Origin of the sequence: Kitasatospora humi (assembly GCF_020907985.1) — a bacterium.
GTDB lineage: Bacteria > Actinomycetota > Actinomycetes > Streptomycetales > Streptomycetaceae > Kitasatospora > Kitasatospora humi.
Genome location: NZ_JAJJPA010000015.1, coordinates 127,491 through 151,672, shown reverse-complemented (window position 1 = coordinate 151,672; position 24,182 = coordinate 127,491). Strand labels below are relative to the sequence as shown.

Annotated in this window: 25 protein-coding genes and 1 riboswitch; of the genes, 10 read left to right on the top strand and 15 right to left on the bottom strand. The window is 73.9% G+C overall.

The annotated features are described in order from the left end of the window. Nucleotides 1-12: 12 nt before the first annotated feature. From LN042_RS17105 to LN042_RS17095, 3 genes are all read right to left on the bottom strand, one after another. The gene (locus LN042_RS17105; protein ID WP_230052090.1) at nucleotides 13-405 is read right to left on the bottom strand and encodes an SCO2097 family morphological protein; all 393 of its coding nucleotides are present in this window, start codon (nucleotides 403-405) and stop codon (nucleotides 13-15) included. 259 nt (nucleotides 406-664) lie between these two features. After that, the gene (locus LN042_RS17100) at nucleotides 665-1,417 is read right to left on the bottom strand and encodes a methyltransferase domain-containing protein (protein WP_230052089.1); all 753 of its coding nucleotides are present in this window, start codon (nucleotides 1,415-1,417) and stop codon (nucleotides 665-667) included. A 37-nt stretch (nucleotides 1,418-1,454) separates the two neighbouring features. Further along, nucleotides 1,455-1,901 carry an SAV_6107 family HEPN domain-containing protein gene (locus LN042_RS17095; RefSeq protein ID WP_230052098.1) on the bottom strand — a complete coding sequence of 149 codons (447 nt, stop codon included), beginning with the start codon at nucleotides 1,899-1,901 and terminating at the stop codon, nucleotides 1,455-1,457. 238 nt (nucleotides 1,902-2,139) lie between these two features. On the opposite strand from LN042_RS17095, the gene LN042_RS17090 reads away from it, so the two are divergent. Beyond that, entirely contained in the window at nucleotides 2,140-3,549 is a 1,410-nt protein-coding gene (locus tag LN042_RS17090; RefSeq protein WP_230052088.1) for a phytoene desaturase family protein, read from the top strand. A gap of 13 nt (nucleotides 3,550-3,562) precedes the next feature. On the opposite strand, the gene LN042_RS17085 is transcribed toward LN042_RS17090, so the two are convergent. After that, nucleotides 3,563-4,390: a hypothetical protein gene (locus tag LN042_RS17085; protein ID WP_230052087.1), complete on the bottom strand. Its 828-nt coding sequence runs from the start codon at nucleotides 4,388-4,390 to the stop codon at nucleotides 3,563-3,565. Between the two features lie 72 nt (nucleotides 4,391-4,462). After that, nucleotides 4,463-5,377 (bottom strand): methylenetetrahydrofolate reductase [NAD(P)H], encoded by a 915-nt coding sequence (gene metF, locus LN042_RS17080; RefSeq protein WP_230052086.1) that lies wholly within the window; start codon nucleotides 5,375-5,377, stop codon nucleotides 4,463-4,465. A gap of 122 nt (nucleotides 5,378-5,499) precedes the next feature. On the opposite strand from metF, the gene LN042_RS17075 reads away from it, so the two are divergent. Then, the gene (locus LN042_RS17075) at nucleotides 5,500-6,606 is read left to right on the top strand and encodes a polyprenyl synthetase family protein (protein WP_230052085.1); all 1,107 of its coding nucleotides are present in this window, start codon (nucleotides 5,500-5,502) and stop codon (nucleotides 6,604-6,606) included. Between the two features lie 78 nt (nucleotides 6,607-6,684). On the opposite strand, the gene thiE is transcribed toward LN042_RS17075, so the two are convergent. The 3 genes from thiE to LN042_RS17060 are packed head-to-tail and all read right to left on the bottom strand — an operon-like array spanning nucleotide 6,685 to nucleotide 8,936. Then, complete coding sequence (gene thiE, locus LN042_RS17070) at nucleotides 6,685-7,341, bottom strand: thiamine phosphate synthase (protein ID WP_230052084.1); 657 nt, start codon at nucleotides 7,339-7,341, stop codon at nucleotides 6,685-6,687. Continuing rightward, nucleotides 7,338-7,703 carry an Rv2175c family DNA-binding protein gene (locus tag LN042_RS17065; RefSeq protein WP_230052083.1) on the bottom strand — a complete coding sequence of 122 codons (366 nt, stop codon included), beginning with the start codon at nucleotides 7,701-7,703 and terminating at the stop codon, nucleotides 7,338-7,340. Before LN042_RS17065 ends, thiE begins: the two co-directional genes overlap by 4 nt. A 48-nt stretch (nucleotides 7,704-7,751) precedes the next feature. Further along, nucleotides 7,752-8,936 (bottom strand): NAD(P)/FAD-dependent oxidoreductase, encoded by a 1,185-nt coding sequence (locus LN042_RS17060; protein ID WP_230052097.1) that lies wholly within the window; start codon nucleotides 8,934-8,936, stop codon nucleotides 7,752-7,754. 93 nt (nucleotides 8,937-9,029) lie between these two features. Further along, nucleotides 9,030-9,142: riboswitch (TPP riboswitch) on the top strand. On the opposite strand from LN042_RS17060, the gene thiO reads away from it, so the two are divergent. The 4 genes from thiO to pknB all read left to right on the top strand — a co-directional run bounded on the left by thiO (nucleotide 9,138) and on the right by pknB (nucleotide 13,481). Beyond that, nucleotides 9,138-10,298 carry a glycine oxidase ThiO gene (thiO, locus tag LN042_RS17055; RefSeq protein WP_230052082.1) on the top strand — a complete coding sequence of 387 codons (1,161 nt, stop codon included), beginning with the start codon at nucleotides 9,138-9,140 and terminating at the stop codon, nucleotides 10,296-10,298. It overlaps the preceding riboswitch by 5 nt. Further along, nucleotides 10,295-10,504, top strand: a complete 210-nt coding sequence (thiS, locus tag LN042_RS17050) for a sulfur carrier protein ThiS (RefSeq protein ID WP_230052081.1) — start codon at nucleotides 10,295-10,297, stop codon at nucleotides 10,502-10,504. The genes thiO and thiS overlap by 4 nt, the downstream gene beginning before the upstream one ends. A 6-nt stretch (nucleotides 10,505-10,510) precedes the next feature. Further along, a complete protein-coding gene (locus LN042_RS17045) occupies nucleotides 10,511-11,308 on the top strand; it encodes a thiazole synthase (RefSeq protein WP_230052080.1) in 798 nt (265 codons plus the stop codon). Between the two features lie 139 nt (nucleotides 11,309-11,447). Further along, the gene (pknB, locus tag LN042_RS17040) at nucleotides 11,448-13,481 is read left to right on the top strand and encodes a Stk1 family PASTA domain-containing Ser/Thr kinase (RefSeq protein ID WP_230052096.1); all 2,034 of its coding nucleotides are present in this window, start codon (nucleotides 11,448-11,450) and stop codon (nucleotides 13,479-13,481) included. A gap of 15 nt (nucleotides 13,482-13,496) precedes the next feature. Here the strand turns inward: pknB and LN042_RS17035 are convergent, their stop codons facing one another. Next, nucleotides 13,497-14,126, bottom strand: a complete 630-nt coding sequence (locus LN042_RS17035) for a sulfite oxidase-like oxidoreductase (RefSeq protein ID WP_230052079.1) — start codon at nucleotides 14,124-14,126, stop codon at nucleotides 13,497-13,499. A 216-nt stretch (nucleotides 14,127-14,342) separates the two neighbouring features. On the opposite strand from LN042_RS17035, the gene bfr reads away from it, so the two are divergent. Continuing rightward, a complete protein-coding gene (bfr, locus tag LN042_RS17030; protein ID WP_230052078.1) occupies nucleotides 14,343-14,825 on the top strand; it encodes a bacterioferritin in 483 nt (160 codons plus the stop codon). Nucleotides 14,826-14,829: 4 nt separating this feature from the next. On the opposite strand, the gene LN042_RS17025 is transcribed toward bfr, so the two are convergent. Continuing rightward, complete coding sequence (locus LN042_RS17025) at nucleotides 14,830-15,159, bottom strand: (2Fe-2S)-binding protein (protein ID WP_230052077.1); 330 nt, start codon at nucleotides 15,157-15,159, stop codon at nucleotides 14,830-14,832. 181 nt (nucleotides 15,160-15,340) lie between these two features. Continuing rightward, nucleotides 15,341-16,690 carry a class II 3-deoxy-7-phosphoheptulonate synthase gene (locus LN042_RS17020; protein ID WP_230052076.1) on the bottom strand — a complete coding sequence of 450 codons (1,350 nt, stop codon included), beginning with the start codon at nucleotides 16,688-16,690 and terminating at the stop codon, nucleotides 15,341-15,343. A 288-nt stretch (nucleotides 16,691-16,978) separates the two neighbouring features. Here LN042_RS17020 and LN042_RS17015 point away from each other — a divergent pair, with 288 nt between their 5' ends. Then, nucleotides 16,979-18,940 (top strand): anthranilate synthase family protein, encoded by a 1,962-nt coding sequence (locus LN042_RS17015; RefSeq protein WP_230052075.1) that lies wholly within the window; start codon nucleotides 16,979-16,981, stop codon nucleotides 18,938-18,940. Here LN042_RS17015 and LN042_RS17010 read toward each other — a convergent pair. Genes LN042_RS17010 through LN042_RS17000 form a run of 3 tightly spaced genes read right to left on the bottom strand, consistent with a single transcriptional unit; the run spans nucleotide 18,907 to nucleotide 21,604 of the window. Further along, nucleotides 18,907-19,575 carry a response regulator gene (locus LN042_RS17010; protein ID WP_230052074.1) on the bottom strand — a complete coding sequence of 223 codons (669 nt, stop codon included), beginning with the start codon at nucleotides 19,573-19,575 and terminating at the stop codon, nucleotides 18,907-18,909. The genes LN042_RS17015 and LN042_RS17010 overlap by 34 nt on opposite strands. 5 nt (nucleotides 19,576-19,580) lie before the next feature. Continuing rightward, a complete protein-coding gene (gene macS / locus LN042_RS17005) occupies nucleotides 19,581-20,735 on the bottom strand; it encodes a MacS family sensor histidine kinase (protein ID WP_230052073.1) in 1,155 nt (384 codons plus the stop codon). Nucleotides 20,736-20,770: 35 nt separating this feature from the next. Beyond that, a complete protein-coding gene (locus tag LN042_RS17000; protein ID WP_230052095.1) occupies nucleotides 20,771-21,604 on the bottom strand; it encodes a lysophospholipid acyltransferase family protein in 834 nt (277 codons plus the stop codon). A 167-nt stretch (nucleotides 21,605-21,771) separates the two neighbouring features. Here LN042_RS17000 and LN042_RS16995 point away from each other — a divergent pair, with 167 nt between their 5' ends. After that, nucleotides 21,772-22,554, top strand: coding sequence for an alpha/beta hydrolase (locus LN042_RS16995; RefSeq protein ID WP_230052072.1), 783 nt, complete (start codon nucleotides 21,772-21,774; stop codon nucleotides 22,552-22,554). Nucleotides 22,555-22,581: 27 nt separating this feature from the next. Then, nucleotides 22,582-23,124 carry a hypothetical protein gene (locus tag LN042_RS16990; protein WP_230052071.1) on the top strand — a complete coding sequence of 181 codons (543 nt, stop codon included), beginning with the start codon at nucleotides 22,582-22,584 and terminating at the stop codon, nucleotides 23,122-23,124. Between the two features lie 60 nt (nucleotides 23,125-23,184). Here the strand turns inward: LN042_RS16990 and LN042_RS16985 are convergent, their stop codons facing one another. Beyond that, nucleotides 23,185-24,129 carry an ROK family glucokinase gene (locus LN042_RS16985; protein WP_230052070.1) on the bottom strand — a complete coding sequence of 315 codons (945 nt, stop codon included), beginning with the start codon at nucleotides 24,127-24,129 and terminating at the stop codon, nucleotides 23,185-23,187. Nucleotides 24,130-24,182 lie beyond the last annotated feature (53 nt).

The following is a 24,182-nucleotide window of genomic DNA, read 5'->3' as shown; positions in this document are numbered from 1 at the left end:
CGGGAAGTCCCGTCAGAAGCCGTCTTGTTCATCGCGCCGGCGTTGCCAGCGCTGCTCCATCCGGTCCATCACGCCGGCCTTGCGCCGCACCGGCTGAGCCGCGCCCAACCGGGCGCCGGGGTCCACCACCAGGTGCCGCCGCCAGCCCGCCACCGCCAGCACCGCGCAGCCCAGCATCACCAGGAAGCCCACCACGCTCAGCCAGATGTACTGCGGCTGCGCGATCATGCCTCCCATCAGGAGGCCCACGCCCAGCGCGAATCCCGCCGCCGCGAGGTACACCCGTCGCCGGGTGTAGGTGCGCAAGCCGGTTCCCTCGAGCGCCGACGCGAACTTGGGATCTTCGGCGTACAGCGCTCGCTCCATCTGGTCGAGCAGTCGCTGCTCGTGCTCCGAGAGCGGCACGGAGTCCTCCTACTCGTCGGTCGCGGGGCGACCGGTCCGCCACCTGGCCCTGTCGTGGTCCATATGCCCCATGCGTCTGGCCGTCATGCGTTCTGGCTTTACCCAGATCATACGGTCCGACGAGGGGATCCGGAGGGGGCCGCGTTCCGTCGTGTCCGACACGTCGCGCGCCCCCGCACCCCTGCAACGCTCCCGGCAGCTGTGAAGTTTCCGTCAGTAGGCTGCGCCCGTCTTCGTCGGGTCCGGTGGCCCGTCGCCGTCAGTCCAGTGCGGCCAGTAGGTGCAACTGGGTGGCGACCGCGTGGAAGGCGGGTTCGGCGGCGGCCGCCTCCTCCAGCTTGAGCAGCGCCTCCATCGCCCCGGGCTCGGTGTCCACCAGCACCCCGGGCACCAGGTCGGCGAAGACCCGCACCCCGTGCACCGACTCGACCCGCAGGCCGGCGGCCCGGGCCAGGCCGTGCAGCTCCTCGGTGGTGAAGCGGCGCGGCATCGGGTCGCCGGTGCCCCAGCGGCCGTCGGGCGCGCCCAGCACGGTGCGGGCCTCCTCGAAGTGGCCGGCCAGCGCCCGGGCCAGCACCGCGCCGTTGCGGTTGGCGGCCAGCAGGCTGACCAGGCCGCCCTTGCGCAGGGTGCCGGTGAGGTGGCCGAGCGCCTCCGCCGGGTCGTCCACGACCTCCAGGACGCCGTGGCACAGCACCACGTCGACCGAGTCGGCGGTGATCAGCTCCGGCAGCGTCTGGGTGTCCCCCTGCACCGCGCGGACCAGCTCGGTCACCCCGGCTTCGGCGGCCCGGCGCTCCAGCGCGAACAGCGCGTCGGGGCTGGGGTCGACGACGGTCACCCGGTGACCCAGCCTGGCCACCGGCACGGCGAAGTTGCCGGTGCCGCCGCCGGTGTCGACCACGTCCAGTACCGGCCGGCCCAACTCGGCGGCCCGGCGCTCCAGGGCCGCCCGGACCACCTCCCAGACCACGGCGGTGCGCAGGGCGCTGCGGGGACGCGAGGGGTACACGAGCGGGCTCCTCAGGGGCGGCGAACTGGCCGGACGCCTACACCCTATTGCCTTCACCGCCGTCCGGTCGGAGCACCCGCGCCACCAGCCGCAGGAAGACGGCGGTGTTGCGGATCAGGTCGTCCGCGTCGCGGACGGAGGCGGCCCCCCGCAGCCCGGCCTCGGCCGCCGCCCGCTTGCTCGCGCCGGCCGCGAAGTAGACCGCCCACTCGGACAGCTCGGGCGCCACCTCGGGCAGCACCTCCCAGGCACTGCGGATCGCCTTGCGGCGGCGCGGGTTCTTCTCCGGGCGGCCCCGGACGGCGAGCACGGCGGCCGTGGTGCGCAGCGCGGCCAGGTGCGCGGTGGCGAACCGCTCCAGCGGGTCCTCGGCGGCGTCGGCCGCCAGCAGGGTGCGCTGGGCCTGCGCCAGCAAGTCCCGGGCGGCCGGCGGGGTACCGGTGCGCAGCAGCACCGGGTGGACGTCGACGGAGCGCAGCGGGATCTGGTCGGAACGGTCGTCGCAGGGTCGGTGCGGGAGGTCGGTGACGGTCACGGTCGGTACCCCCGGATCCTTCGGCAGGCGTCGGGCGGGCCGGTCGGCCGCCCACTGGTGCCATGCTCGCGCCCGCCACTGACAAATCGACCGGGGCGAGTTCGGGGGCGGGCGGGCCACCGGGGCGAGTCCGGGGCGGCCCGGCCACCGGCCCGCGAACGGGCGGTGAAAAGTAAGATCACACCCCATGGCACGGATCGTCATCATCGGAGCGGGAATCAGCGGGCTGGCCGCCGCGGCGCGGCTGGCCACCCTGGGACACCGGGTGACGGTCTGCGAGGCCGCACCGGGCCCGGGCGGGATGCTCGGGCAGTACCGCCGCGACGGCTTCGCCTTCGACACCGGACCGACCCTGCTGACGCTGCCGGCCGTCTACCGTGACCTGGCGCTGAAGACCGGCCGGGAACCGCTGGAGCAGCTGGTGGAGCTGGCCCCGGTGGACCCGGAGAGCCGGCACCGGTTCGCCGACGGCACCGAGCTGGCGCTGCCCAACGCCTCCCGGGGCGGCGTCGCCGAGGCGCTGGACCGGGCGCTCGGCGCGGGCACCGGGCGGCTCTGGGGCGAGGTGATGAACCGCGGTCGCGCCGTCTGGGAGGCCACCCGCCGACCGCTGCTGGAGGAGCCGCTGCCGGCCGACCCGGGCCCGCTGGGCACCGACCCCTACCCGGCGGCTCCCCGGCGCGGCCTGGCCCGGCTGCTCGGCGGCTCCCGGCAGCCCACCGTCGACGAGGTGGCGCGGCGCGAGCTGGGCGGCCACCCGGCGCTGACCGCGCTGCTCACCGAGTCGGTGCTGCGGTTCGGCTTCGACCCGCGGACCACCCCGGCGAGCGCCGTCATGCTGCCGTACGTCGAGCAGACCTTCGGCGTCTGGTCGGTGCGGGGCGGGCTGCACTCGCTGGTGGCGGCGGTGTTCAAGCGCTGCGAGCAGCGCGGAGTGGAGTTCCGGTTCGGCACCCGGGTCGGCCCGGACGAGCTGCGGCACGGCGAGCCGGCGCAGGCCGACCTGGTGCTGCGCCCGGAACCGCCGGACGCCACCCTGCCGGGCCGCTTCAGCCTGCTGCTGGCGCTCAAGGGTCCGCGCCCGGCGGGCACCGCGCAGCGGACGGTGCTGCACACCCCGTCGCGCTCCGCGGAGCTGGCCTCGGTCTTCGACGTGCCGGGCCTGCGGGACTTGCCGACCGTCCAGGTGCTGCGGCCTGACGACCCGACCCTGGTGCCCGACGACCGGCACGAGGCGGTGGTGCTCACCTGCACCGTCCCCTCGCAGGCCGTGTTCGACTGGACGGCCCCCGGGGTCGCGGCGCAGTTCGCGGACCGGATGCTGCGGCAGCTGGACGCCGCCGGGCTCGACGTGGCGGACAGGGTGCTGTGGCAGGAGGTCCGCACCCCGGCCGACACCGAACGGGAGACCCTCTCCCCCGGTGGCGCGGTGGCCCGCCCGGCCCTGCCCGGCGCCGGCGGCGGCTTCCTGCAGCCCGCCAACACCACCGACCGGCCGGGGCACTACCGGCTCGGTCAGGCCGCCCATCCGGGTGGCGGGTTGGCCCGGGCCGGGATGTCGGCGTGCGTGGTGGCGGGGCTGATCGGTCCCGCGTAGCGGGCGCGGGCGGCTACTGCCAGCCCTGCCAGCTGCCCTGCTCCTGGGGCTGCTGGTACTGCGGCTGGTACTGCTGGTAGTACTCCGGTGACGGCTGCTGCGGGATGCCGGGCGCGCCGTACTCGGGCTGGCCGGCGTACTCGGGTTGGCTGCCGTACTCGGGTTGGTAGGCGACCGGGTCGTAGGCCGGCGCCTGCGGCTGCCACTGCTGCTGGTCGTAGCCGTAGCCCCGGTGGCCCTCGTAGCCCTGGTACTGCGGCTGCTGCTGCTCGTAGTAGCCGTAGCCGGGCTGCTGCTCGTAGTGCTCCGGCTGGTAGTACCCGTAGGCGAACTGCTGCTGCAGTTGCGGCTGTTGCTGCTCGGGCTGCGGATAGCCGGTCTCGTAGATGCCGAAGTCGCCGTCATCAGCGGGCAGTTGGGTCTGGTCGGGCTCCGGCAGCAGCTCGGCCTGCGGCTCGGTCACCTCGATCGGGCCGACCTCGCCGACCCGCGGCGGCTCCGCCACCGCCACCGCCTCGGTGCCGCTGGTGGCGGCGGCCAGCAGCGGCACCTTGGCCAGCGGCCCGGGCAGCTCGCCGTCGCCGCGGCGCAGCGACCAGGAGGGCTTGCCACCGCGCTTGACCGACGTGGTCACCAGCACCTGCCCGACCGCGAAGCCGACCGCCCCGCCGCCGATCACCGGCGCCGAGTGCACCGCCATCCCGGCCACCACCAGCAGGAACCCGCCCAGTGCCAGCGCCCGCCAGTGCAGCGGCGCCCGGCTCTGCAGCAGCAGCTCGGCGATCAGCCAGAGCCCGACCACGGCGAGGGCCGCGTACAACACCAGCATCCCGATGCCCATCGGCGTCCTCCAGCACGTGCCCAGCGCGTGTCGCGACTGTACCGGGTATCCGGTCGCCGTCCCACATCCCGGTCAGCTGCTGTGCAGGCCCAGGTTCTGGTAGATCTGCAGGGTCGCGGTGGAGCCGTTCAGCGTGATGAAGTGCAGGCCGGGCGCGCCCTCGGAGAGCAGCTGCTCGCTCATCGCGGTGGCGTGCTCCATGCCCACCTCGCGCAGCGCCGCCGGGTCGTCCTTGACCGCCTCCAGCCGGGCCGCCAGCTCGGGCGGGAAGTCCGAGCCGCTGAGCTGCGGGAAGCGCACCAGCTGCTTGGCGTTGGTGACGGGCATGATCTCCGGGATGATCGGCACCTCGCAGCCGGCCGCCTGGACCCGGTCGCGCAGCCGCAGGTAGTCCTCGACCTCGAAGAACATCTGGGTGATCGCGTAGTCGGCGCCGGCCCGCACCTTGGCGACGAAGTGCCGGATGTCGTCGTCCCAGTCGGTGGAGCGCGGGTGCATGTTCGGCGAGGCGGCCACGCCCACGCAGAAGTCGCCGATCCCCTTGATCAGTTCGACCAGCTCGTACGCGTAGGTGACGCCCTGCGGGTGGGTCACCCACTCACCCATCGGATCGCCGGGCGGGTCGCCGCGCACCGCGAGGACGTTGCGCACGCCCTGGTCCGCGTACTGGCCGATGATGTTGCGCAGTTCGGCCACCGAGTGGTCGACGGCGGTGAGGTGGGCCACCGGCGTCAGGGTGGTCTCGCCGGCGATCCGGCCGACCATGTTGACCGTGCGGCCGCGGGTCGAGCCGCCCGCGCCGTAGGTCACGCAGACGAAGTTGGGGCTCAGCGGCTCCAGGCGGCGGATCGCGGCCCACAGCTTCTGCTCGGCGGCCTCGCTGCGCGGGGGCATGAACTCGAACGAGAAGGACCGGCGGCCGGCCGCCAGCAGGTCGCGGACGGTCGCCGCGTGATCGGTCCTGGTCGATGGAACGCCGAGTGCCATGTCCGCAGGTTAGCCGCCGCGAGTGCACGGCAAACAAACCCGGTCCAGCAATTGAGACCGAATGTCCCGAACCCGGCTTCGGCTAGTCTTTTGAGGATCCCCATTCACTCCCGGAGCGCCCCGTGACCTCGCCCAGCCCCGCCCCCGTGCTGCCGCTCGACCTGGAGGCGGTCCGCGACCGGGTGAACCACGCGCTCGCCCGCTTCATGGCCGAGCAGCACTCGCTGCTGAGCTCGATATCCCCGGACCTGCTGCCGGTCGCCGAGGCGCTGCGCGACTTCCTGCTGGACGGCGGCAAGCGGCTGCGGCCGGCCTTCTGCTACTGGGGCTGGCGGGGGGCGGGCGGCGCGGCGGACAGCGAGGGGATCACCGGGGCCGCCGCGGCCCTGGAGCTGCTGCAGGCCAGCGCCCTGGTGCACGACGACCTGATGGACCGCAGCGACACCCGCCGCGGCCTGCCCTCGATGCACCGCCGGTTCGAGGCCCGGCACCGCGCCAGCGGCTGGCGCGGCGACCGCGAGCAGTACGGGGCCGGCGCCGCGGTGCTGCTCGGCGACCTGCTGCTGATCTGGTGCGACGAGCTGTTCGTGCGCTGCGGCCTGGAGCCGGCGGCGGTGCTGGCCGCCAAGCCGGTCTTCGACCTGATGCGCACCGAGGTGATGGCCGGCCAGTACCTGGACGTGCTGGAGCCGGTGGCCGGCGACTCCATGGACGAGCTGGCGCTCACCCGGGCGCAGACCGTGCTGCACTACAAGTCGGCGAAGTACACCATCGAGCGGCCGCTGCAGGTGGGCGCCCGGCTGGCCGGCGCGTCCGACGAACTGGTGGCCGCCTACGGCGCGTTCGGCCTGCCGCTGGGCGAGGCGTTCCAGCTGCGGGACGACCTGCTGGGCGTCTTCGGCGACCCGGCGGTCACCGGCAAGCCCGCCGGTGACGACCTGCGCGAGGGCAAGCGCACCCTGCTGGTGGCGCTGGCGCTGCGCGGTCTGGACCAGGTGGACGCCAAGGAGCTGGACAGCCGGCTCGGCGCTCCCGGGCTGACCGGCGAGGAGATCGCCGAGCTGAGCGCCCTGGTGGCGCGCAGCGGCGCCGCCGAGCAGGTGGAGCAGCGGATCGAGCGGCTGATGGCCGAGTCGCTGGCCGCGCTGGAGGCGGCCCCGCTGGCGGACGAAACGGCCCGGGCGGCGCTGCGGGCGCTGGCCGAGGCCGCCACCGTGCGGCGCTACTGACCAGCCGCCTTCCGGGGAACGGCCGGCGGGCCGTCAACTTGCGTCGGCGGCCCGCCGATCCGGAGGAACGTCAGAACCTCAGCCTGCCGCGCGCAGCCGCCGGGCCAGCTCCGCGGCCGCGGCCCCGGGGTCGTCGGCGGCCGTGATCGCGCGGACCACCACCACCCGCCGGGCCCCGGCGGCCAGCACCTGGTCCAGGTTGCCCAGGTCGATCCCGCCGATCGCGAACCACGGGCGGTCGGTCCGCTGCCGGGCCGCGTACTCGACCAGACCCAGCCCGGGGGCCGGCCGGCCCGGCTTGGTCGGGGTCGGCCAGACCGGGCCGGTGCAGAAGTAGTCCACTCCCGGCTCGGCGATCGCGGCGGCCACCTCCGACTCGGCGTGGCAGGACCGGCCGATCAGCATCTCCTCGCCGACGATCGCCCGGGCGGCCGGCACCGGCAGGTCGTCCTGCCCCAGGTGCAGCACCTGGGAGCCGGCGGCGTGCGCCACATCGGCCCGGTCGTTGACCGCGAGCAGCTTGCCGTGGCGGGCCGCGGCGTCCGCGAACACCTCCAGTGCGGCCAGCTCCTGGCGGGCCTCCAGCTCCTTGTCCCGCAGCTGCACGATGTCCACGCCGCCCGCCAGCGCCGCGTCCAGGAACTCGGCCAGGTCGCCCTGCCGGCGCCGGGCGTCGGTGCACAGGTAGAGCCGCGCGTCGTTCAGCTCGGCGCGGTACCCGGCGGCGGCCGTCACAGCGACAGCGCCTGGGCCCGGCGCTTCACCTCGGTGCCGCGGTTCTCCCGCAGCGCCTGGATCGGGCTGCCTGGCAGCGAAGGATCCTCGGTGAAGAGCCACTCGAGGATCTCCTCGTCGCTGAACCGGCCGTCGCGCAGCACCGTCAGGGTGCCGGTCAGGTGCTTGACCAGGCCGTCCTCCTCGATGAAGGCGGCCGGCACCTGCAACGCGTTGTTGGGCCCGCGGCGGACCGCGATCAGCTTGTGGTCCTTGACCAGCTGGCGGACTTCGGTGACCGGCACGCCCCAGCGCTCGGAGATGTCGGGCAGGTGGAGCCACTCCGGAACAAGTCGCTCAATGGTTTCCGTCTCACTACTCACGGCACCAGCCTGCCACCTCCGGGGCCGCGCTCGCACCAACCCCGCGCGTCAGGCGGCGATCGCGGCCTTCAACGGCACCTCGGGGTCGGCCGCCCGCGCGGGCTCGACCGCCCGGGCCTGCTCGATCAGCCGCCGTCCCTGCGCCAGGTCGCGCGGCCGGTCCACCGCCAGCACCGCGGTCGGCACCCCGTCGCGCAGCCACAGCGCGCTCCAGGACGCCCCGGTGGGCGAACCGCGCCAGAGCAGCCGGTCGCCCGCCGCGTGCCGGCCGGCGTACTGCACCATCCGCCCGAACTGCTCGGACCAGAAGTACGGCACCGGGTCGTAGGGCGCGTCGCCGCCGAGCAGCCCAGCGGCCACGGCCCGTCCGGAGTGCAGCGCGTGGTCCCAGTGCTGCACGGTGATCCGCTCGCCGAAGCGGGCCGACGGGTAGCTCGCGCAGTCGCCGGCCGCCCAGACGCCCGGCAGCGAGGTGCGCAGCCGGTCGTCGGCGAGCACCGCGCCGGCCGCGTCCAGCGCGATGCCGCTGCCGGCCAGCCAGGCGGTGTCGGGGCGGGCGCCGATGCCCACCACCACCTGGTCGGCGGCGAGCTCGGTGCCGTCGGCGAGCCGCACCGCGCCCGGTTCGACGGCGGCCACCGCCGCGCCGAGCCGCAGCTCGACGCCGGCCTCCCGGTACCAGCCCAGCATCGGCTCGGCCAGTTCGGCGGGCAGCGCGCCGGGCAGCGGCGCGGCGGCGGCCTCCAGCACGGTCACCTCGCAGCCGAGCTTGCGGGCCGCGGTGGCGGTCTCGGCGCCGATCCAGCCGGCGCCGATCAGCACCAGCCTGGTCCCGGGCCGCAGCACCTCACGCAGTGCCAGCGAATCGTCGACGGTGCGCAGCAGGTGGGCGTCGGCCGCGCCGGGCAGCGACGCGGCCCGGGCGCCGGCGGCGATCACCAGGTGGTCGTAGCCGACCGGTCCGGCGTCGGTGTCCAGCCGGCCGCGGGCCAGGCCGGTGGCCGTGCGGCCGAGCAGCAGTTCCACGCCGAGCCGGTCCCAGTCCAGGTCGAAGGCGGTGGAGTCGGCCTGGCCGAGCAGCACGTCCTTGGAGAGCGGCGGGCGGTCGTAGGGCCGGTGCGGCTCCGCGCCGACCAGGCTGACCGGCCCGCGCCAGCCGCCCTCCCGCAGCGCGACCGCGCACTGCGCCCCCGCCATGCCGGCGCCGACGATCACCACCCGCTCATCCGTCATCACCGGGCCACTGTAGCGAGCGGGCGGGCGCCGGCCCACGGACGGTCTTCAGCCCGGCGACTCCCAAGCATCACGGGGCCGGCGTTATGGTGGGGGCATCCTCACGGGAGCCCGGCGCACCGGGCTGAGAGGCGGGCTGCGGCGGCCTGCGACCGTCCGAACCTGATCCGGGTCATTCCGGCGAAGGGAGAACCGGTCCTCTTGTCGCGCTTCCACGACGGTGCGCGTGCCGACGTCCTGGTGATCGGCGGCGGCGTCATAGGCCTCGCCGTCGCCTGGCGGGCACGCCGGCGCGGCCTGTCGGTCACCGTGGTCGATCCGGCCCCCGGCGGCGGCGCGGCCCGGGTCGCGGCCGGCATGCTGGCGCCGGTCACCGAGCTGCAGTACGGCGAGGAGCCGCTGCTGCACCTCGGGATCGCCTCCAACGCCCGCTACGCGGACTTCTGCGCGGAGCTCACCGCCGCCACCGGCCTGGACACCGGCTACCGCGCCACCGGCACCCTGGCGGTCGCGCTGGACGCCGACGACAAGGCCGAGCTGAGCGAGCTGCACGCCTTCCACCAGCGGCTCGGCCTGGACTCGCGCTGGCTGACCGGCCGGGAGGCCCGCAAGCTCGAACCGATGCTGGCCCCCGGGGTGCGCGGCGGCCTGCACGTGGCCGACGACCACCAGGTGGACGGTCGGCGCCTGTCGACCGCGCTGCTGCGCGCCGGTGAGCTGGCCGGCGTCACCGTGCACCGGGCCGGGGCGGTGGAGCTGCTGGTCGACGACGACCGGGCCCGCGGCGCCCGGCTGAGCACCGGCGAGCGGGTGACCGGCGAGCAGGTCGTGCTGGCGGCCGGCTCGCGCAGCCACCTGCTGCCCGGCCTGACCGACGGCGTGCTGCCCGCCGTCCGCCCGGTCAAGGGCCAGATCCTGCGGCTGCGGATCCCGCCCGCCTACCAGCCGTTCCTGTCCCGCAACGTGCGGGCCGTGGTCCGCGGCGGCCACCTGTACCTGGTGCCGCGGGCCGACGGCGAACTGGTGATCGGCGCCACCGTCGAGGAGCAGGGCTACGACACCACGGTGACCGCCGGCGGCGTCTACGAGCTGCTGCGCGACGCCCACGAGCTGGTCCCCGGGATCACCGAGCTGCCCCTGGTGGAGAGCAGCGCCGGCCTGCGCCCCGGCTCGCCGGACAACGCACCGCTGCTCGGCCCGACCGCGCTGCCCGGCCTGGTGGCCGCCACCGGCCACTACCGCAACGGCGTGCTGCTCGCCCCGGTGACCGCCGACCTGCTCGCCGAGTACCTGGCCACCGGTACCGTCCCGGCCCTCGCCGCCCCCTTCTCCCCCAGCCGCTTCGCCAGGAGCCACGCATGAACCAGATCCCCCTGACCGTCAACGGCGAGCCGCGCGAGGTCCGCGACCGCGCGACCCTCGCCGAACTGGTCGCCGAGCTGAGCAAGGCCCCCACCGGGGTGGCCGCCGCCGTCAACGAGACGGTGGTGCCGCGCGGCGCCTGGCCCGGCACCCGGCTGGCCGCCGGGGACCGGGTGGAGATCCTCACCGCCGTGCAGGGAGGCTGACCAGCCATGGCCGACGATCCTCTGGTGATCGGCGACACCACCTTCAGCTCCCGGCTGATCATGGGCACCGGCGGCGCGCCCAGCCTGGAGGTGCTGGAGCAGGCCCTGATCGTCTCCGGCACCGAGCTGACCACGGTGGCGATGCGCCGGGTGGACCCCGGCACCCAGGGCTCGGTGCTGGACGTGCTGGTCCGCAACGGCATCCGGGTGCTGCCCAACACGGCCGGCTGCTTCACCGCCGGCGAGGCGGTGCTGACCGCCCGGCTGGCCCGCGAGGCGCTCGGCACCGACTGGGTGAAGCTGGAGGTCATCGCCGACGAACGGACCCTGCTGCCCGACCCGATCGAGCTGCTGGACGCCGCCGAGACCCTGGTGGACGACGGCTTCACGGTGCTGCCGTACACCAACGACGACCCGGTGCTGGCCCGCAAGCTGGAGGACGTGGGCTGTGCGGCGATCATGCCGCTGGGCTCGCCGATCGGTTCCGGCCTGGGGATCCGCAACCCGCACAACTTCCAGCTGATCGTGGAGAGCGCCGCGGTGCCGGTGATCCTGGACGCCGGTGCAGGCACCGCCTCCGACGTGGCACTGGCGATGGAGCTGGGCTGCTCGGCGGTGATGCTGGCGTCGGCCGTCACCCGGGCGCAGCAGCCGGTGCTGATGGCGGAGGGGATGCGCCGGGCGGTCGAGGCCGGCCGGCTCGCCCACCGGGCCGGGCGGATCCCGCGCCGGTTCCACGCCGAGGCCTCCTCGGCGATGGCCGGGCGCGCCGACCTGGACCACCGGGAGCGGCCTGCGTTCTGACGACGGGTCGGGGGTGGCCCCGGGAGCGGCAGGCGTTCTGACGACGGGTCGGGGGCGGCCCCCGGGCACGGCCGTACCGAACCATGACGTCAGGGTCACCCAACCGTGCCCTGGCCGCCCCTAGACTCCTCGGGTGGACATGACGCTGAACGACGCCTTGATCGGATCGCTCCTCGACGGCCGGTACCGGGTCGAGGAGCGCATCGCGGTGGGCGGCATGGCCACGGTCTACCGGGGCACCGACACCCGGCTGGACCGGGTGGTGGCGCTGAAGGTGATGCACCCCCAGTTCGTGGGGGATCCGGCGTTCGCCGAGCGGTTCATCCGCGAGGCCAAGGCGGTGGCCAGGCTCTCGCACCCCAATGTGGTCAACGTCTTCGACCAGAGCGCGGACGGCGGCACCGCGTTCCTGGCCATGGAGTACGTGCCGGGCCGCACGCTGCGCCAGGTGCTGGCCGACCGGGGCGCCTTCTCGGTGCGGGCGGCGCTGGACGTGATGGAGCCGGTGCTGGCGGCGCTGGGCGCCGCGCACCGGGCGCACCTGGTGCACCGGGACGTCAAGCCGGAGAACGTGCTGATCACCGACGGCGGCCTGGTGAAGGTGGCCGACTTCGGCCTGGTCCGGGTGACCACCCAGTCGGAGGCTTCGGCAGCCAACGCCACCACCCCCGGCCTCATCATGGGCACGGTCTCCTACCTGGCGCCGGAGCAGATCCAGCCGACCGGCCCGACCGACCAGCGGGTGGACGTCTACGCGGCCGGGATCATGCTCTACGAGCTGCTGACGGGCGGCAAGCCGTACGTCGGCGAGAATCCGATGCAGGTGATCTACCGTCACCTGGAGGAGGACGTGCCGCCGCCGTCCCGGGCGGTGCCCGGCCTGCCGTCGGAGCTGGACGCCATAGTGGCCGCCGCCACCGCACGGAACCGGGACGCCCGGCCGTGGGACGCGGTCGAGCTGCTGGCCTCGCTGCAGCGGCTGCGCCGGGGGCTGACGCCGGCGCAGCTGGACGCCGAGCCGCCGGCCTCCACCCGGCCGGCCCCGCGGTTCGCCGCGACCGAGGCCACCTCGGTGCTGCCCGCTCCGGGCCTCGGACCGGGGGAAGCCCCGGTGCAGCCCGTCACCGAGGCCACCTCGGTGCTCCCCTCTCCCGGCCTCCGGCCGGTGGTGCCCCCGTCCCGGCCGGCCACCGAGCACACCGCCGTGCTCACCCCGCAGCGGCAGGGGCCGCCCCCGCTGCTGCCGAAGCGGCCGTACGACGAGCCGCCGCCGGCCCGCAAGCCGGTCTCGCCGCGCTCCCGGCGTTCGATGCTGTGGGGCGGGGTGCTGGCCGCCGTGCTCGCGGTGGTCGCGGTCCTCAGCTACCTGCTCTCCGGCGCGGTCTACGCGGTGGTGCCGAGCGTGCTCGGCCAGACCCAGGCGCAGGCCGCCGCCACCCTGAACGGGGCCGGCCTGCGGGGCAGCTTCAGCCAGGCCTTCAGCGAGACGGTGCCGGCCGGGCAGGCGATCAGCAGCGATCCCGGGGTGGGCCAGAAGGTCCGCAAGAGCGACGCGGTCAAGGTCGTGATCTCCAAGGGTCCGGAGCGGATATCCGTGCCGGACGTCACCGGCAAGCCGCTCGACCAGGCCAAGCAGGCCCTCACCCAGGCCCGGCTCACTCCGGGCAGCACCACCGAGGACTACAGCCCGACCGTGCCGCAGGGCTCGGTGATCTCCACCACGCCGGCGGCCGGGCAGCAGCTCCCGGTGAACGCGCCGGTCTCGCTGCTGGTCAGCAAGGGCGCCGCGCCGGTGCCGGTGCCGGACGCCACCGGGAAGCCGGTGGACCAGGCGCAGTCGCTGCTCACCGGGGCGGGCTTCAAGGTGGCGCTCGCCGCCGACCAGGCGTACTCGGACACCGCGCCCGCCGGAACCGTCGCCTCCCAGGACGTCACGGGCACCGCCTCACCCGGCACCACGGTGACACTGACGCTGTCCAAGGGCCCGCAGCCGGTGGCCGTGCCCAGTGTGACCGGGATGAACGAGTCGGACGCCACCAAGGCGCTGACCGCCGCCGGGTTCAAGGTGAGGACCAGCGGGCTGAACTTCTTCGGGCTGAGCAGCGTCTCCTCGCAGTCCCCGGTGGCCGGCAGCATGACGCCCAGGGGCAGCACGGTGACCATCACCTTCTGACCACGGCCCGCGGGCTCAGCTGAGCGGGCCGTCGCCCGGCTCCTCCTGGTGGGAGTAGCGCTGCTCGCGCCAGGGGTCGGCCAGGTTGTGGTAGCCGCGCTCCTCCCAGAAGCCGCGCCGGTCGGCCGTCATGTACTCCACGGCCCGCACCCACTTGGGGCCCTTCCAGGCGTAGAGCCCGGGGACGATCAGCCGGACCGGGAAGCCGTGCTCGGCGGTGAGCGGCTCGCCGTCGTGGTGGGTGGCCAGCACGGTGCGCGGATCGGCGAACTCGGCCAGCCGCAGGTTGGCGCTGTAGCCGTACTCGGCCCAGACCATCACATGGGTGACCTCGGGGGCCGGTGGCACCAGGTCGAGCACGGTGCCGGCGGCCACTCCGCTCCACTCGTTGTCCAGCATCGAGAAGCGGGTCACGCAGTGGAAGTCGGCGCGCACGGTGGTGCGCGGCAGGCGGTGGAACTCCTCGTGGTTCCAGCTGTGCTTGGCGCCGGAGGCGGTCGCCCCGAACACCTGCAGGTCCCAGGTCAGCGGCTTGAACCGGGGGATCGGGCCGTAGTGCAGCACCGGCCAGCCGGGTCGCAGGCGCTGTCCGGGCGGGAGCCTCGGGTCAGGCGGCTGCGCTGCTGCTTGCTCGGACCGACCCATGGCTCCATGGTGACAGACGGCGGGCACGGATCGATGCGCGCCCCTACCCGGCTCCGCGCGCCCCTACAGATGCCGCAATGGCCAAAAAATCGGGCAATCCGACACAGACCCCAGTAAGTGTGAACTTACTGGAAAAACAACTCATGGCGATGCCACGATGCGTCCCACCACCGCGTCCGGCGCTGCGTGCACCCATCGAGGGCAGGAAGGCACACCATGAAGGGCGACCCCGAGGTCATCGAGTTCCTCAACGAGCAGCTCACCGCCGAGCTGACCGCCATCAACCAGTACTTCCTGCACTCGAAGCTGCAGGATCACTTCGGCTGGACCAAGCTCGCCGAGTACACCCGGCACGAGTCCTTCGACGAGATGAAGCACGCCGAGGTGCTCACCGACCGGATCCTGCTGCTCGACGGCCTGCCCAACTACCAGCGGCTCTTCCACGTCCGGATCGGCCAGACGGTCAAGGAGATGTTCGAGGCCGACCGGCAGGTGGAGGTGGAGGCGATCGACCGGCTGCGCCGCGGCATCGTGGTGATGCGGGCCAAGAACGACGTCACCTCGGCCAACGTCTTCGAGGCGATCCTGGCCGACGAGGAGGAGCACATCGACTACCTGGACACCCAGCTGGAGCTGCTGGAGAAGCTCGGCGAACCGCTCTACCTGTCGACGCTGATCGAGCAGCCGGACGGCAGCTGACCGGTCAGGCGACCCGCGAGCCGGGCGCCGGGACCGGCCCGACCGCGGGAGCGGCTCCGGGGACCGGCGTCGACCCGGGCGCCGGGACCGGCCCGGGTGCGTTGCGCGGGTCGGCCCCGGGATCGGCCAGCCCGAGCTTGGCGGCCAGCCGGGCGGTCGGACACGGACGGCCGCCGTGCTCGCCCAGCAGGGCCTGTATCCGGCGGACGCAGGAGCCGCAGTCGGTGCCGGCCTTGCAGCCCCGGGCGACGATCTGGCGCGGCGAGTTGGCGCCGGCGTCGATCGCCCGCTTCACCTGGTCCTCGGTGACCGCATGGCACATGCAGACATACATCGCGGTCTCTCCCAGGTGGTGCGGGGCGCCGGGGCGCCGGTCAGCTAAGGCTTACCTTAGTCAAGCGTCTACCCGGACGAGAAGGTCCTGCCCCTGATCCGGGGCAGGACCTTCGTCACAGTTGCTCCGCGGGCCCGCCTCCGGGACCGCCGCCTCGGCGCCGGCGCCCTTCGGCCGCGCCTCAGTGCTCGCGGTACATCTCCGCGACCAGGAAGGCCAGGTCCAGCGACTGGCTGCGGTTGAGCCGCGGGTCGCAGGCCGTCTCGTAGCGCTGGTGCAGGTCGTCGACCAGCACCTCGTCGCCACCGCCGACGCACTCGGTCACGTCGTCACCGGTCAGCTCGACGTGGATGCCGCCCGGGTGGGTGCCGAGCGAGCGGTGCACCTCGAAGAAGCCCTTGACCTCGTCCAGCACGTCGTCGAAGCGGCGGGTCTTGTGCCCGGTCTCCGCCTCGAAGGTGTTGCCGTGCATCGGGTCGCAGATCCACACCGGCTGCGCCCCGCTGGCCGTGACCTTGTCCACCAGCTCCGGCAGGCGGTCGCGGATCTTGCCCGCGCCCATCCGGGTGATGAAGGTCAGCCGGCCCGGCTCGCGGTCCGGATCGAGCCGCTCGATCAGGGTGAGCGCCTCGTCGACCGAGGTGGTCGGGCCCAGCTTGACGCCGATCGGGTTGCGGATCCTGGAGGCGAACTCGATGTGGGCGTGGTCCAGCTGGCGGGTGCGCTCACCGATCCAGACCATGTGCCCCGAGACGTCGTAGAGCTCGCCGGTGCGCGAGTCCACCCGGGTCAGGGCGGTCTCGTAGTCCAGCACCAGCGCCTCGTGCGAGGAGTAGAACTCGACGGTGCGGAACTCCTCCGGAGTGACCCCGCAGGCCTGCATGAAGTTCAGCGCGTTGTCGATCTCCTTGGCCAGCCGCTCGTAGCGCTGGCCGGCCGGCGAGTTGCGCACGAAGTCCTGGTTCCAGGCGTGCACCTGGCGCAGGTCGGCGTAACCACCGGTGGTGAAGGCGCGGACCAGGTTCAGCGTGGCGGCGGAGGCGTGGTACATCCTCTTCAGCCGCTCCGGGTCCGGGCGGCGGGACTCGGGGGTGAACTCGAAGCCGTTCACCGAGTCGCCGCGGTAGACCGGCAGGGTCACGCCGTCGCGGGTCTCGGTCGACTTGGAGCGCGGCTTGGAGTACTGGCCGGCGATCCGGCCCACCTTGACCACCGGGACCGAGGCCGCGTAGGTGAGCACGGCGGCCATCTGCAGCAGGGTCTTGAGCTTGTTGCGGATGTGGTCCGCGGAGACCCCGTCGAAGGCCTCGGCGCAGTCGCCTCCCTGCAGCAGGAAGGCTTCGCCACGCGCGACGGCACCGAGCCGGGCGCGCAGCTGGTCGCACTCGCCGGCGAACACCAGCGGCGGATAGGAGGCGAGTTCCACAAGGGCGTCGCGCAGCGCCTCCGGGTCCGGCCACTCAGGCTGCTGCGCCGCGGGGAGGGACTGCCAGGAGAAGGCTGCCCTAGATGTCTCAGTTGTCACGGTCACGCAGCCAAGGCTACGGGGTGCGTCGACCGAATTTCGTCGGCCAACCACCTGGTGAGACGCGCGGTGGACTTATCCCCGTGCGCCGCCCAACTGGGGAGCCGATCGGCTATCGTCCTTCCCATGACCGCGCCGCACACCTTCTCCTGGTGGTGGACCATCCCCGAGGTGGCCCACTGATCGCGCGTTCCCAGTAGACGACACGACGGCCGCCCTCGGGCGGCCGTCGGTATTTCCGGCACCTGCGGCCCGCCCGGTGGAGCGACCTTGATCCTCGGAAAGAGGTTGCACGTGAACGACCCCGGCGCCGCCGCCCTGCTCGCCCGCCTGACCGCCCCCGGCGCACCCGCCTTCGCCCTGCTGCACCGCCGCACCCCACGGCTGGCGCCCGACACCGTCGAGCTGCTGATCGGCGAGGTCGGGCGGTACGACACCCTGGCCGACCTGCCGCTGCCGGCCGGCGCCCCCGCCGACGGCCGTCCGCGCCACGACCTGCTGGCGCTGGTCCCGTTCCGGCAGCTGAGCGAGCGCGGCTTCGAAGTGCACGACGACGGCACCCCGCTGCAGGCGCTGGCGGTGACCGAGCAGTACGCGCTGCCGTTGGCCGAGGTGCTGGCCGCGCTGCCCGACCTGCCGGTGGCGCTGACCGGCGGTGCCTTCGACATCGACGACGAGGAGTACGCCGGGATCGTCCGGCGGGTGATCGAGGACGAGATCGGGCGCGGCGAGGGCGCCAACTTCGTGATCCGGCGCGACTTCCGGGCCACGCTCCGGGACTGGTCGCCGGCGCTGGGGCTCAGCCTGCTGCGCCGGCTGCTCCGCCAGGAGCGCGGCGCCTACTGGACCTTCCTGGTCTCGACCGGCGACCGCCTGCTGGTCGGTGCCTCCCCCGAGGTCCACGTCCGGCAGAGCGGCGGCACCGTGGTGATGAACCCGATCTCCGGCACCTACCGCTATCCGGCCGACGGCCCGACCCTCCAGACGCTGCTCGACTTCCTGCACGACCGCAAGGAGTCGGAGGAGCTCACCATGGTGGTCGACGAGGAGCTCAAGATGATGTGCGCGGTCGGCGACCTCGGCGGCCAGGTGCTCGGCCCCCGGCTCAAGGAGATGGCCCACCTCGCGCACACCGAGTACGAGCTGCGCGGGCGCACCTCGCTCGACGTCCGCGAGGTGCTGCGCGAGACCATGTTCGCGGCCACCGTCACCGGCAGCCCGGTGCAGAACGCCGCCCGGGTGATCCGCCGCTACGAGACCTCCGGGCGCGGCTACTACGCGGGCGCGCTGGCGCTGATCGGGCGCTCGGCCGGCGGCGGCCAGCAGCTGGACTCGCCGATCTGCATCCGCACCGCCGACATCGACCCGGCCGACGGCTCGCTGGTGGTGCGGGTCGGCGCCACCCTGGTGCGGCACTCCGACCCGGCCTCCGAGGTGGCCGAGACCCACGCCAAGGCCGCCGGGGTGCTGGCCGCGCTCGGCGCCCGGCCGGCCCCGGGCCGCGTCCCCGGCCACGGCGGCGCCCCGCGGCTCGCCGACAACCACCGGGTGCAGGCCGCGCTGGACGCCCGGCGGGCCGGTCTCGCCCCGTTCTGGCTGCGGATGCAGCAGCCGCTCCCCGCCGGGCAGCCCGAACCGACCCTGGTGGTGGACGGCGAGGACACCTTCACCACGATGCTGGCCCACCTGCTGCGCTCGCTCGGCCACCGGGTGGAGGTGGTCCCGTTCGACGCCCCGGGCCTGCGCGAGCGCGTCGCCGCCCACGCCGGCCCGCTGGTGCTGGGACCCGGCCCCGGCGACCCGGCCGACCTGACCGACCCGAAGATGGCGGTGCTTCGGCCGATCGTCGCCGACGCGCTGGCGGCCGCGCTCTCCGGTGCCCGGCAGGCGCCGCTGCTCGCGGTCTGCCTCAGCCACCAGCTGCTCTGCGCCACCCTCGGCCTCGACCTGCGCCGCAAGGACCGGGTCTACCAGGGCACCCAGGAGCAGGTCGAGCTGTTCGGCACCCCGCGCACGGTCGGCTTCTACAACACCTTCACCGCCCGCTGCACCGCCGACGACCTTGCCCGACTTGCCGCCGACGGCATCGAGGTGGCCCACGACCCGGCCACCGGCGACGTGGTCGCGGTGCGCGGACCGGGTTTCGCCGGGCTGCAGTTCCACCCGGAATCCGTGCTCACCCTGGAGGGCCCGCAGATCGTCGCCGATCTGCTGGCCTCGCGTCAGGCCTCGTCCAAGCCCTGCTCGATCGCGTAGCGGACCAGCTCCACCCGGTTGTGCAGCTGCAGCTTGCCCAGGGTGTTCTGGACGTGGTTCTGCACCGTGCGGTGCGAGAGCACCAGCCGTTCGGCGATCTGACGGTAGGACAGGCCCTTGGCCACCATCCGCAGCACCTCGGTCTCCCGCGCCGTCAGCCGGGGCACCGCCGGCTCCCCCCGGTCGGGGCCGGCGGGGGCCGGCGCGGCGGCCAGCCGGCGGAACTCCCCCAGCACCAGGCCGGCCAGCCCGGGCGTGAAGACCGGGTCGCCGGCCGCCGTGCGCCGCACCGCGTCCAGCAGTTCGTCGCGGCCGGCCGACTTCACCAGGTAGCCGGTGGCCCCGGCCTTCACCGCCTCCAGCACGTCCGCGTGCTCCCCGCTGGCGGAGAGCACCAGCACCCGCACCGCCGGGTCGGCGGCCACCACCTGGCGGCAGACCTCCACCCCGGGCAGCTGGGGCAGGTTGAGGTCGAGGACCAGCACCTGCGGCGCCGCCGCCTTGGCCCGGCGCACCGCCTCCGGCCCGTCCCCCGCGGTCGCCACCACGCTGAACCCGGCGTCCGCCAGGTCGCGGGCCACCGCCTCACGCCACATCGGGTGGTCATCGACGACCATCACCCGCAGCCCGTCCATCGCCGTCAGCCCTCCTTGGGCAGCGTCAACTCGACCTCCACGCCCTCGCCGGGCGCCGAGTGGAAGCTCGCCGTGCCGCCCAGGTCGCGCAGCCGGCCCTCGATCGACTGGACCACCCCGAGCCGCCCGGCCGCCCGCGCCTCGGCCAGCCGCCCGGGGGCGAACCCCTGCCCGTCGTCGCGGATCGAGACGGTCACCGCCTCGGGCTCGTCCTCCAGCAGGATCCAGGCCCGGGCCGCCTCCCCGGCGTGCTGGCGCACGTTGTCCACCGCAGCGCCGACCGCCGCGGCCAGCTCCGCGGCTGTCCGGGCGGGCAGCAGCACCTCGGTCGCCGGCGCGGAGAGGGTGATCCGCTCGTCGCCGAACGGCGTCAGCAGCTCCCGCAGGTCGCGCGGCCCGTCCGCCGGCTCGCCGTCGCGCTGCCCGGGCAGCGGCCCGGCAGTCATCAGCGCCCGCAGCGCCCGCTCCTGCTCGCCCGCCAACCGGCCGATCTCACCCGCCACTTGGCGCTGGGTCAGGGCCAGCACCTGGAGCACCCCGTCGTGGATGTCCCGGGAGAGCCGCTCCCGCTCCCTGGTCGCGGCCTCCAGCTTGAGCGCCTTGGTGAGGGTGGCCTCGCTGGCCCGGGCCAGCTCGATTACGTAGCCGATCGCGCAGCCGGCCACCAGCAGCAGCACGCAGTTGTGCACGTTGTCGCCGGTGACCCCGCCGTGGCCGAGCAGGTTCGCGGCACCGATCACCAGGCCGGCGGTCACGGCCGGGCGCCAGCCGCCCTTGGCGGCGCAGCCCAGCACGGTACCGGCCGCCCAGATGGTGGGCAGGGTGAGCGAGCCGGCCGCGATCCGCTGCGGGGTGTCGATCTGCCCGCTCAGCACCACGCCGTAGACGGCGATCCCGAGGTCGACGGCGAGCACCGGCCAGAGCAGCCGGGTCGGGCTGCCGAACGCGCGCAGCGTGGCCAGCGTCCAGACCACCAGGCCGCCCAGGTAGATCCAACCGGGGACCGGGTGGGCGAAGTGGTGGAAGGAGGCACCGTACCGGGCCAGCGCATAGCCGAGCGCCAGCACCCGGAAGACGCTGATCGCCCGCCACAGCGGCAGCTCCACCGACATCCCGCCGGCCGCCACCGCCCCGCCGGCGCCGCTGCGCAGCTCGGCCATCGCCCGCCCCCGTCCCCGTTCCCCCGATCGCGGACCTAGCCCTTGCCGTCCCGCTCCGACTTCTCGCCAGTCTCGCCCTTCTGGGCCTTCTCAGCCCCGGCCTGGGCCTGGGCCGCCTTCTCGGCTGCCTGGCGCTCCTTCTCGGCGGCCCGCTCGGCCCGCTGCTCGGCCCGGCGCTCGGCCTCGGCGCGCTTCTTCTCCTCCGCGATCTGCCGCTTGGCGGCGGTCGCGTAGATGTCCACGTACTCCTGGCCGGACAACCGCATGATCTCGTACATCACCTCGTCGGTGACCGAGCGCAGGATGAACCGGTCGTTCTCCATGCCCTGGTACCGCGAGAAGTCCATCGGACGGCCGATCCGGATGCCCGGACGGATACCGAAGTTGGGGATCACCTGACCGGGCGGCTGCACCTTCTCGGTGTCGATCATCGCGACCGGAATGACCGGCGCGCCGGTCTGCAGCGCGACCCGGGCCAGACCGCCGACCTTGCCGCGGTAGAGCTTGCCGTCGGGCGAACGGGTGCCCTCCGGGTAGACGCCGAACAGCTCGCCGCTGTCGATCACCGCGATGGCGCTGCGGATCGCGGCCTCACCGGCACCGCGCACTCCGGAGCGGTCCACCGGGAGCTGGCCGACGCCCTTGAAGAACGCCGCGGTCAGCCGGCCCTTGAGGCCCGGTGTGTTGAAGTACTCGGCCTTGGCGATGAAGGTGACTCGACGCTTCATCAGAGCCGGCAGGAAGAAGGAGTCCGAGAACGACAGGTGGTTGCTGGCGATGATCGCCGGCCCCTCGTCCGGGATGTTCTCCATTCCTTCCGTCCACGGCCGGAAGAAGATCCGCAGCATCGGTGCGACGATCATCTTCATCAGTCGGTAGAACAACCCGGACCTCCTGTATTGCGGACCGGTCGATCCTAATGCCCCGATCGCGCGGTGGACGCACCCGAGGGGGTGCGGCGTACGGGAGGTCTGTACGCCCGGCGCGTGCCGTGGGACGATCTGGATCTACCCGATCCCTCGCCGAGGAGCCCCGGATGCCTCTGCTGCCCGGTGCCGAGCCCTTCCACCACCACGCCGGCCCGGTCGGTGTGCTCCTGTGCCACGGCTTCACCGGCAGCCCGCAATCCCTGCGGCCGTGGGCCGAGCGGCTGGCCGCGGCCGGCCTGACCGTCTCGGTGCCGCTGCTGCCCGGTCACGGCACCCGCTGGCAGGATCTGCAGCTCACCCGCTGGCAGGACTGGTACGCCGAGGTCTCGCGGGAGCTGCTGCTCCTGAGCGAGGAGTGCGAGCAGGTCTTCGTCTTCGGACTGTCGATGGGCGGCGGCCTGGCGCTGAAGCTGGCCGCCGAGCACGGCGACCGGGTCAGCGGCGTGGTGCTGGTCAACCCCTCGGTGCGATCCGACAACCGGGCGACGGCGCTGCTGCCGGTGCTGCGCCACCTGGTGCCGAGCCGGCCGGGGGTCGCCGGCGACATCGCCCGCCCGGGCGCCGTGGAGGTCGGCTACGACCGGGTCCCGCTGCACGCGGCCTGGTCCCTGAGCCGGCTCTGGCGCGAGGTGCGGCAGGCGCTGCCGGCGGTGGCCCAGCCGGTGCTGCTGCTGCGCAGCCCGCAGGACCACGTGGTCTCGCCGGCCAACTCCGCTCTGGTCCTCGCCCGGATATCCTCGGTCGATGTGACGGAGCGGCTCTGCGAGCAGAGCTTCCATGTGGCGACCCTGGACCACGACGCCGAACTGATCTTCGGGGAATCCCTCGGGTTCGTCCGTCGGTTGTCCAAGGCGACGCGGCCCACCGAGGCCACCGAGCAGCGGGGCTGAGGGCCCACCAGGACCGAAGGGTCGGCAGTGCACGAGCACGAGCAGGAGAACAGCCCCGCGGGCGACGGCGAGGAGCGCCCCAAGGAGACCGGGCAGCGGCCGACCCCCAGTCAGGCCGAGCAGGACGCGATCTTCGCCGCCCTGGTGGCCCAGTTCGACGACCCCGTCGACCTGACCCGCCCGGACTGGCCCGAGATCGAGAACATCCGCGCCCGCACCGACGTCTCGGGCCAGGAGGACCCACCCGGCGCGCCGCAGCCGCGCCCCCGCACCACGGCCCGGGGTCCGCGCGACTGGGCAGCCGCCGATGACCCGGACGAGGACCACTTCATCCCGCCCGAGCCGCCCCCGCTGCCGACCGGTGACACCACCGCCAAACTCGCCTGGATCGCCGTCCTCGGCGGCCCGGCGCTGCTGCTGTTCGACGTCTTCTACTGGCACGAGGTCGCCGGCTGGCCCGCCTGGGTCGGCCTGCCCGCGTTCCTCACCGGCTTCGTCACCCTGATCGCCCGCCTCAAGGACCGCGACCCCGACGACCCCGCGCCCCCGAACGGCGGCGCGGTGGTGTGACGGCCCCACTGTGCGGCGCCCGGGAGGAACTCCCGGGCGGCGGAGCAGCTTGACGGGCCGTCAGATGGTGCGGGCCAGGTCGGCGGCGCCGACGATGCCGGCGGCGGAGCCCATCGAGGCCAGCACCACCTCGGCGCGCGGGCGCAGCGCGCCGCCCGTCAGGTAGTGCTCGAAGGCCTTGGCGACCGGGTCGAGCAGTAGGCGGCCGGAGTCCGAGACGCCGCCGCCGAGCACGAAGACGCCCGGGTCGAAGAGGGCGGCCAGGTCGGCCATGCCGCGGCCGAGCCAGTCGGCGACCTCCTCGTAGACCTCCAGGGCGAGCGGGTCGCCGCCCTCGGCGGCCTCGGTGATGTGGATGCCGCGGATGGTCTCGGCGACGCCCTCGTTCAGCTCCAGCATCCGCCGGCCGGCGACCCGGTCGGCGGCCGCCTTCTCCCGGCCGTAGCGGCGCAGCGCCCGGCCGGAGGCGTACTGCTCCCAGCAGCCCTTGCCGCCGCAGCCGCAGGGCAGGCCGTCCGGGACCATGTTGAGGTGGCCGATCTCGCCGGCCACGCCGAACCGGCCGCGGTGCAGCCGGCCGTCGAGCACGATGCCGCCGCCGATGCCGGTGCCGACGGTGATCAGCACCATGTCGGAGTGCTCGGCGGCCGCGCCGAACTTGAACTCGGCCCAGGCCGCGCTGTTGGCGTCGTTCTCCACCACCGCGTCGAGGCCGGTGAGCTCCTCGATCCGGCCGCGCAGCGGCTCGTTCTCCCAGGCGATGTTGGGCGCGAAGATCACCGTGGAGCGGTCGCGGTCGACGAAGCCGGGCGCACCCACGCCCACCGCGACGACCTCGGGGTGCTCCTCCTTGAGTTCGCGGACCGCCTGGGCGATGGCGTCGACCGCCCACTGCGGGTCGGCCGGAGTGGGCACCCGGGTGCGCGCCAGGATCTCGCCGTTCTCGTCGACCACACCGGCCGCGATCTTGGTCCCGCCGACGTCGACGCCGATGGTCAGAGCCATGTGTCCCTCAGTCATTCGCTCGTGCCCGATGAGCGGAAACGGTACCGCCCGGC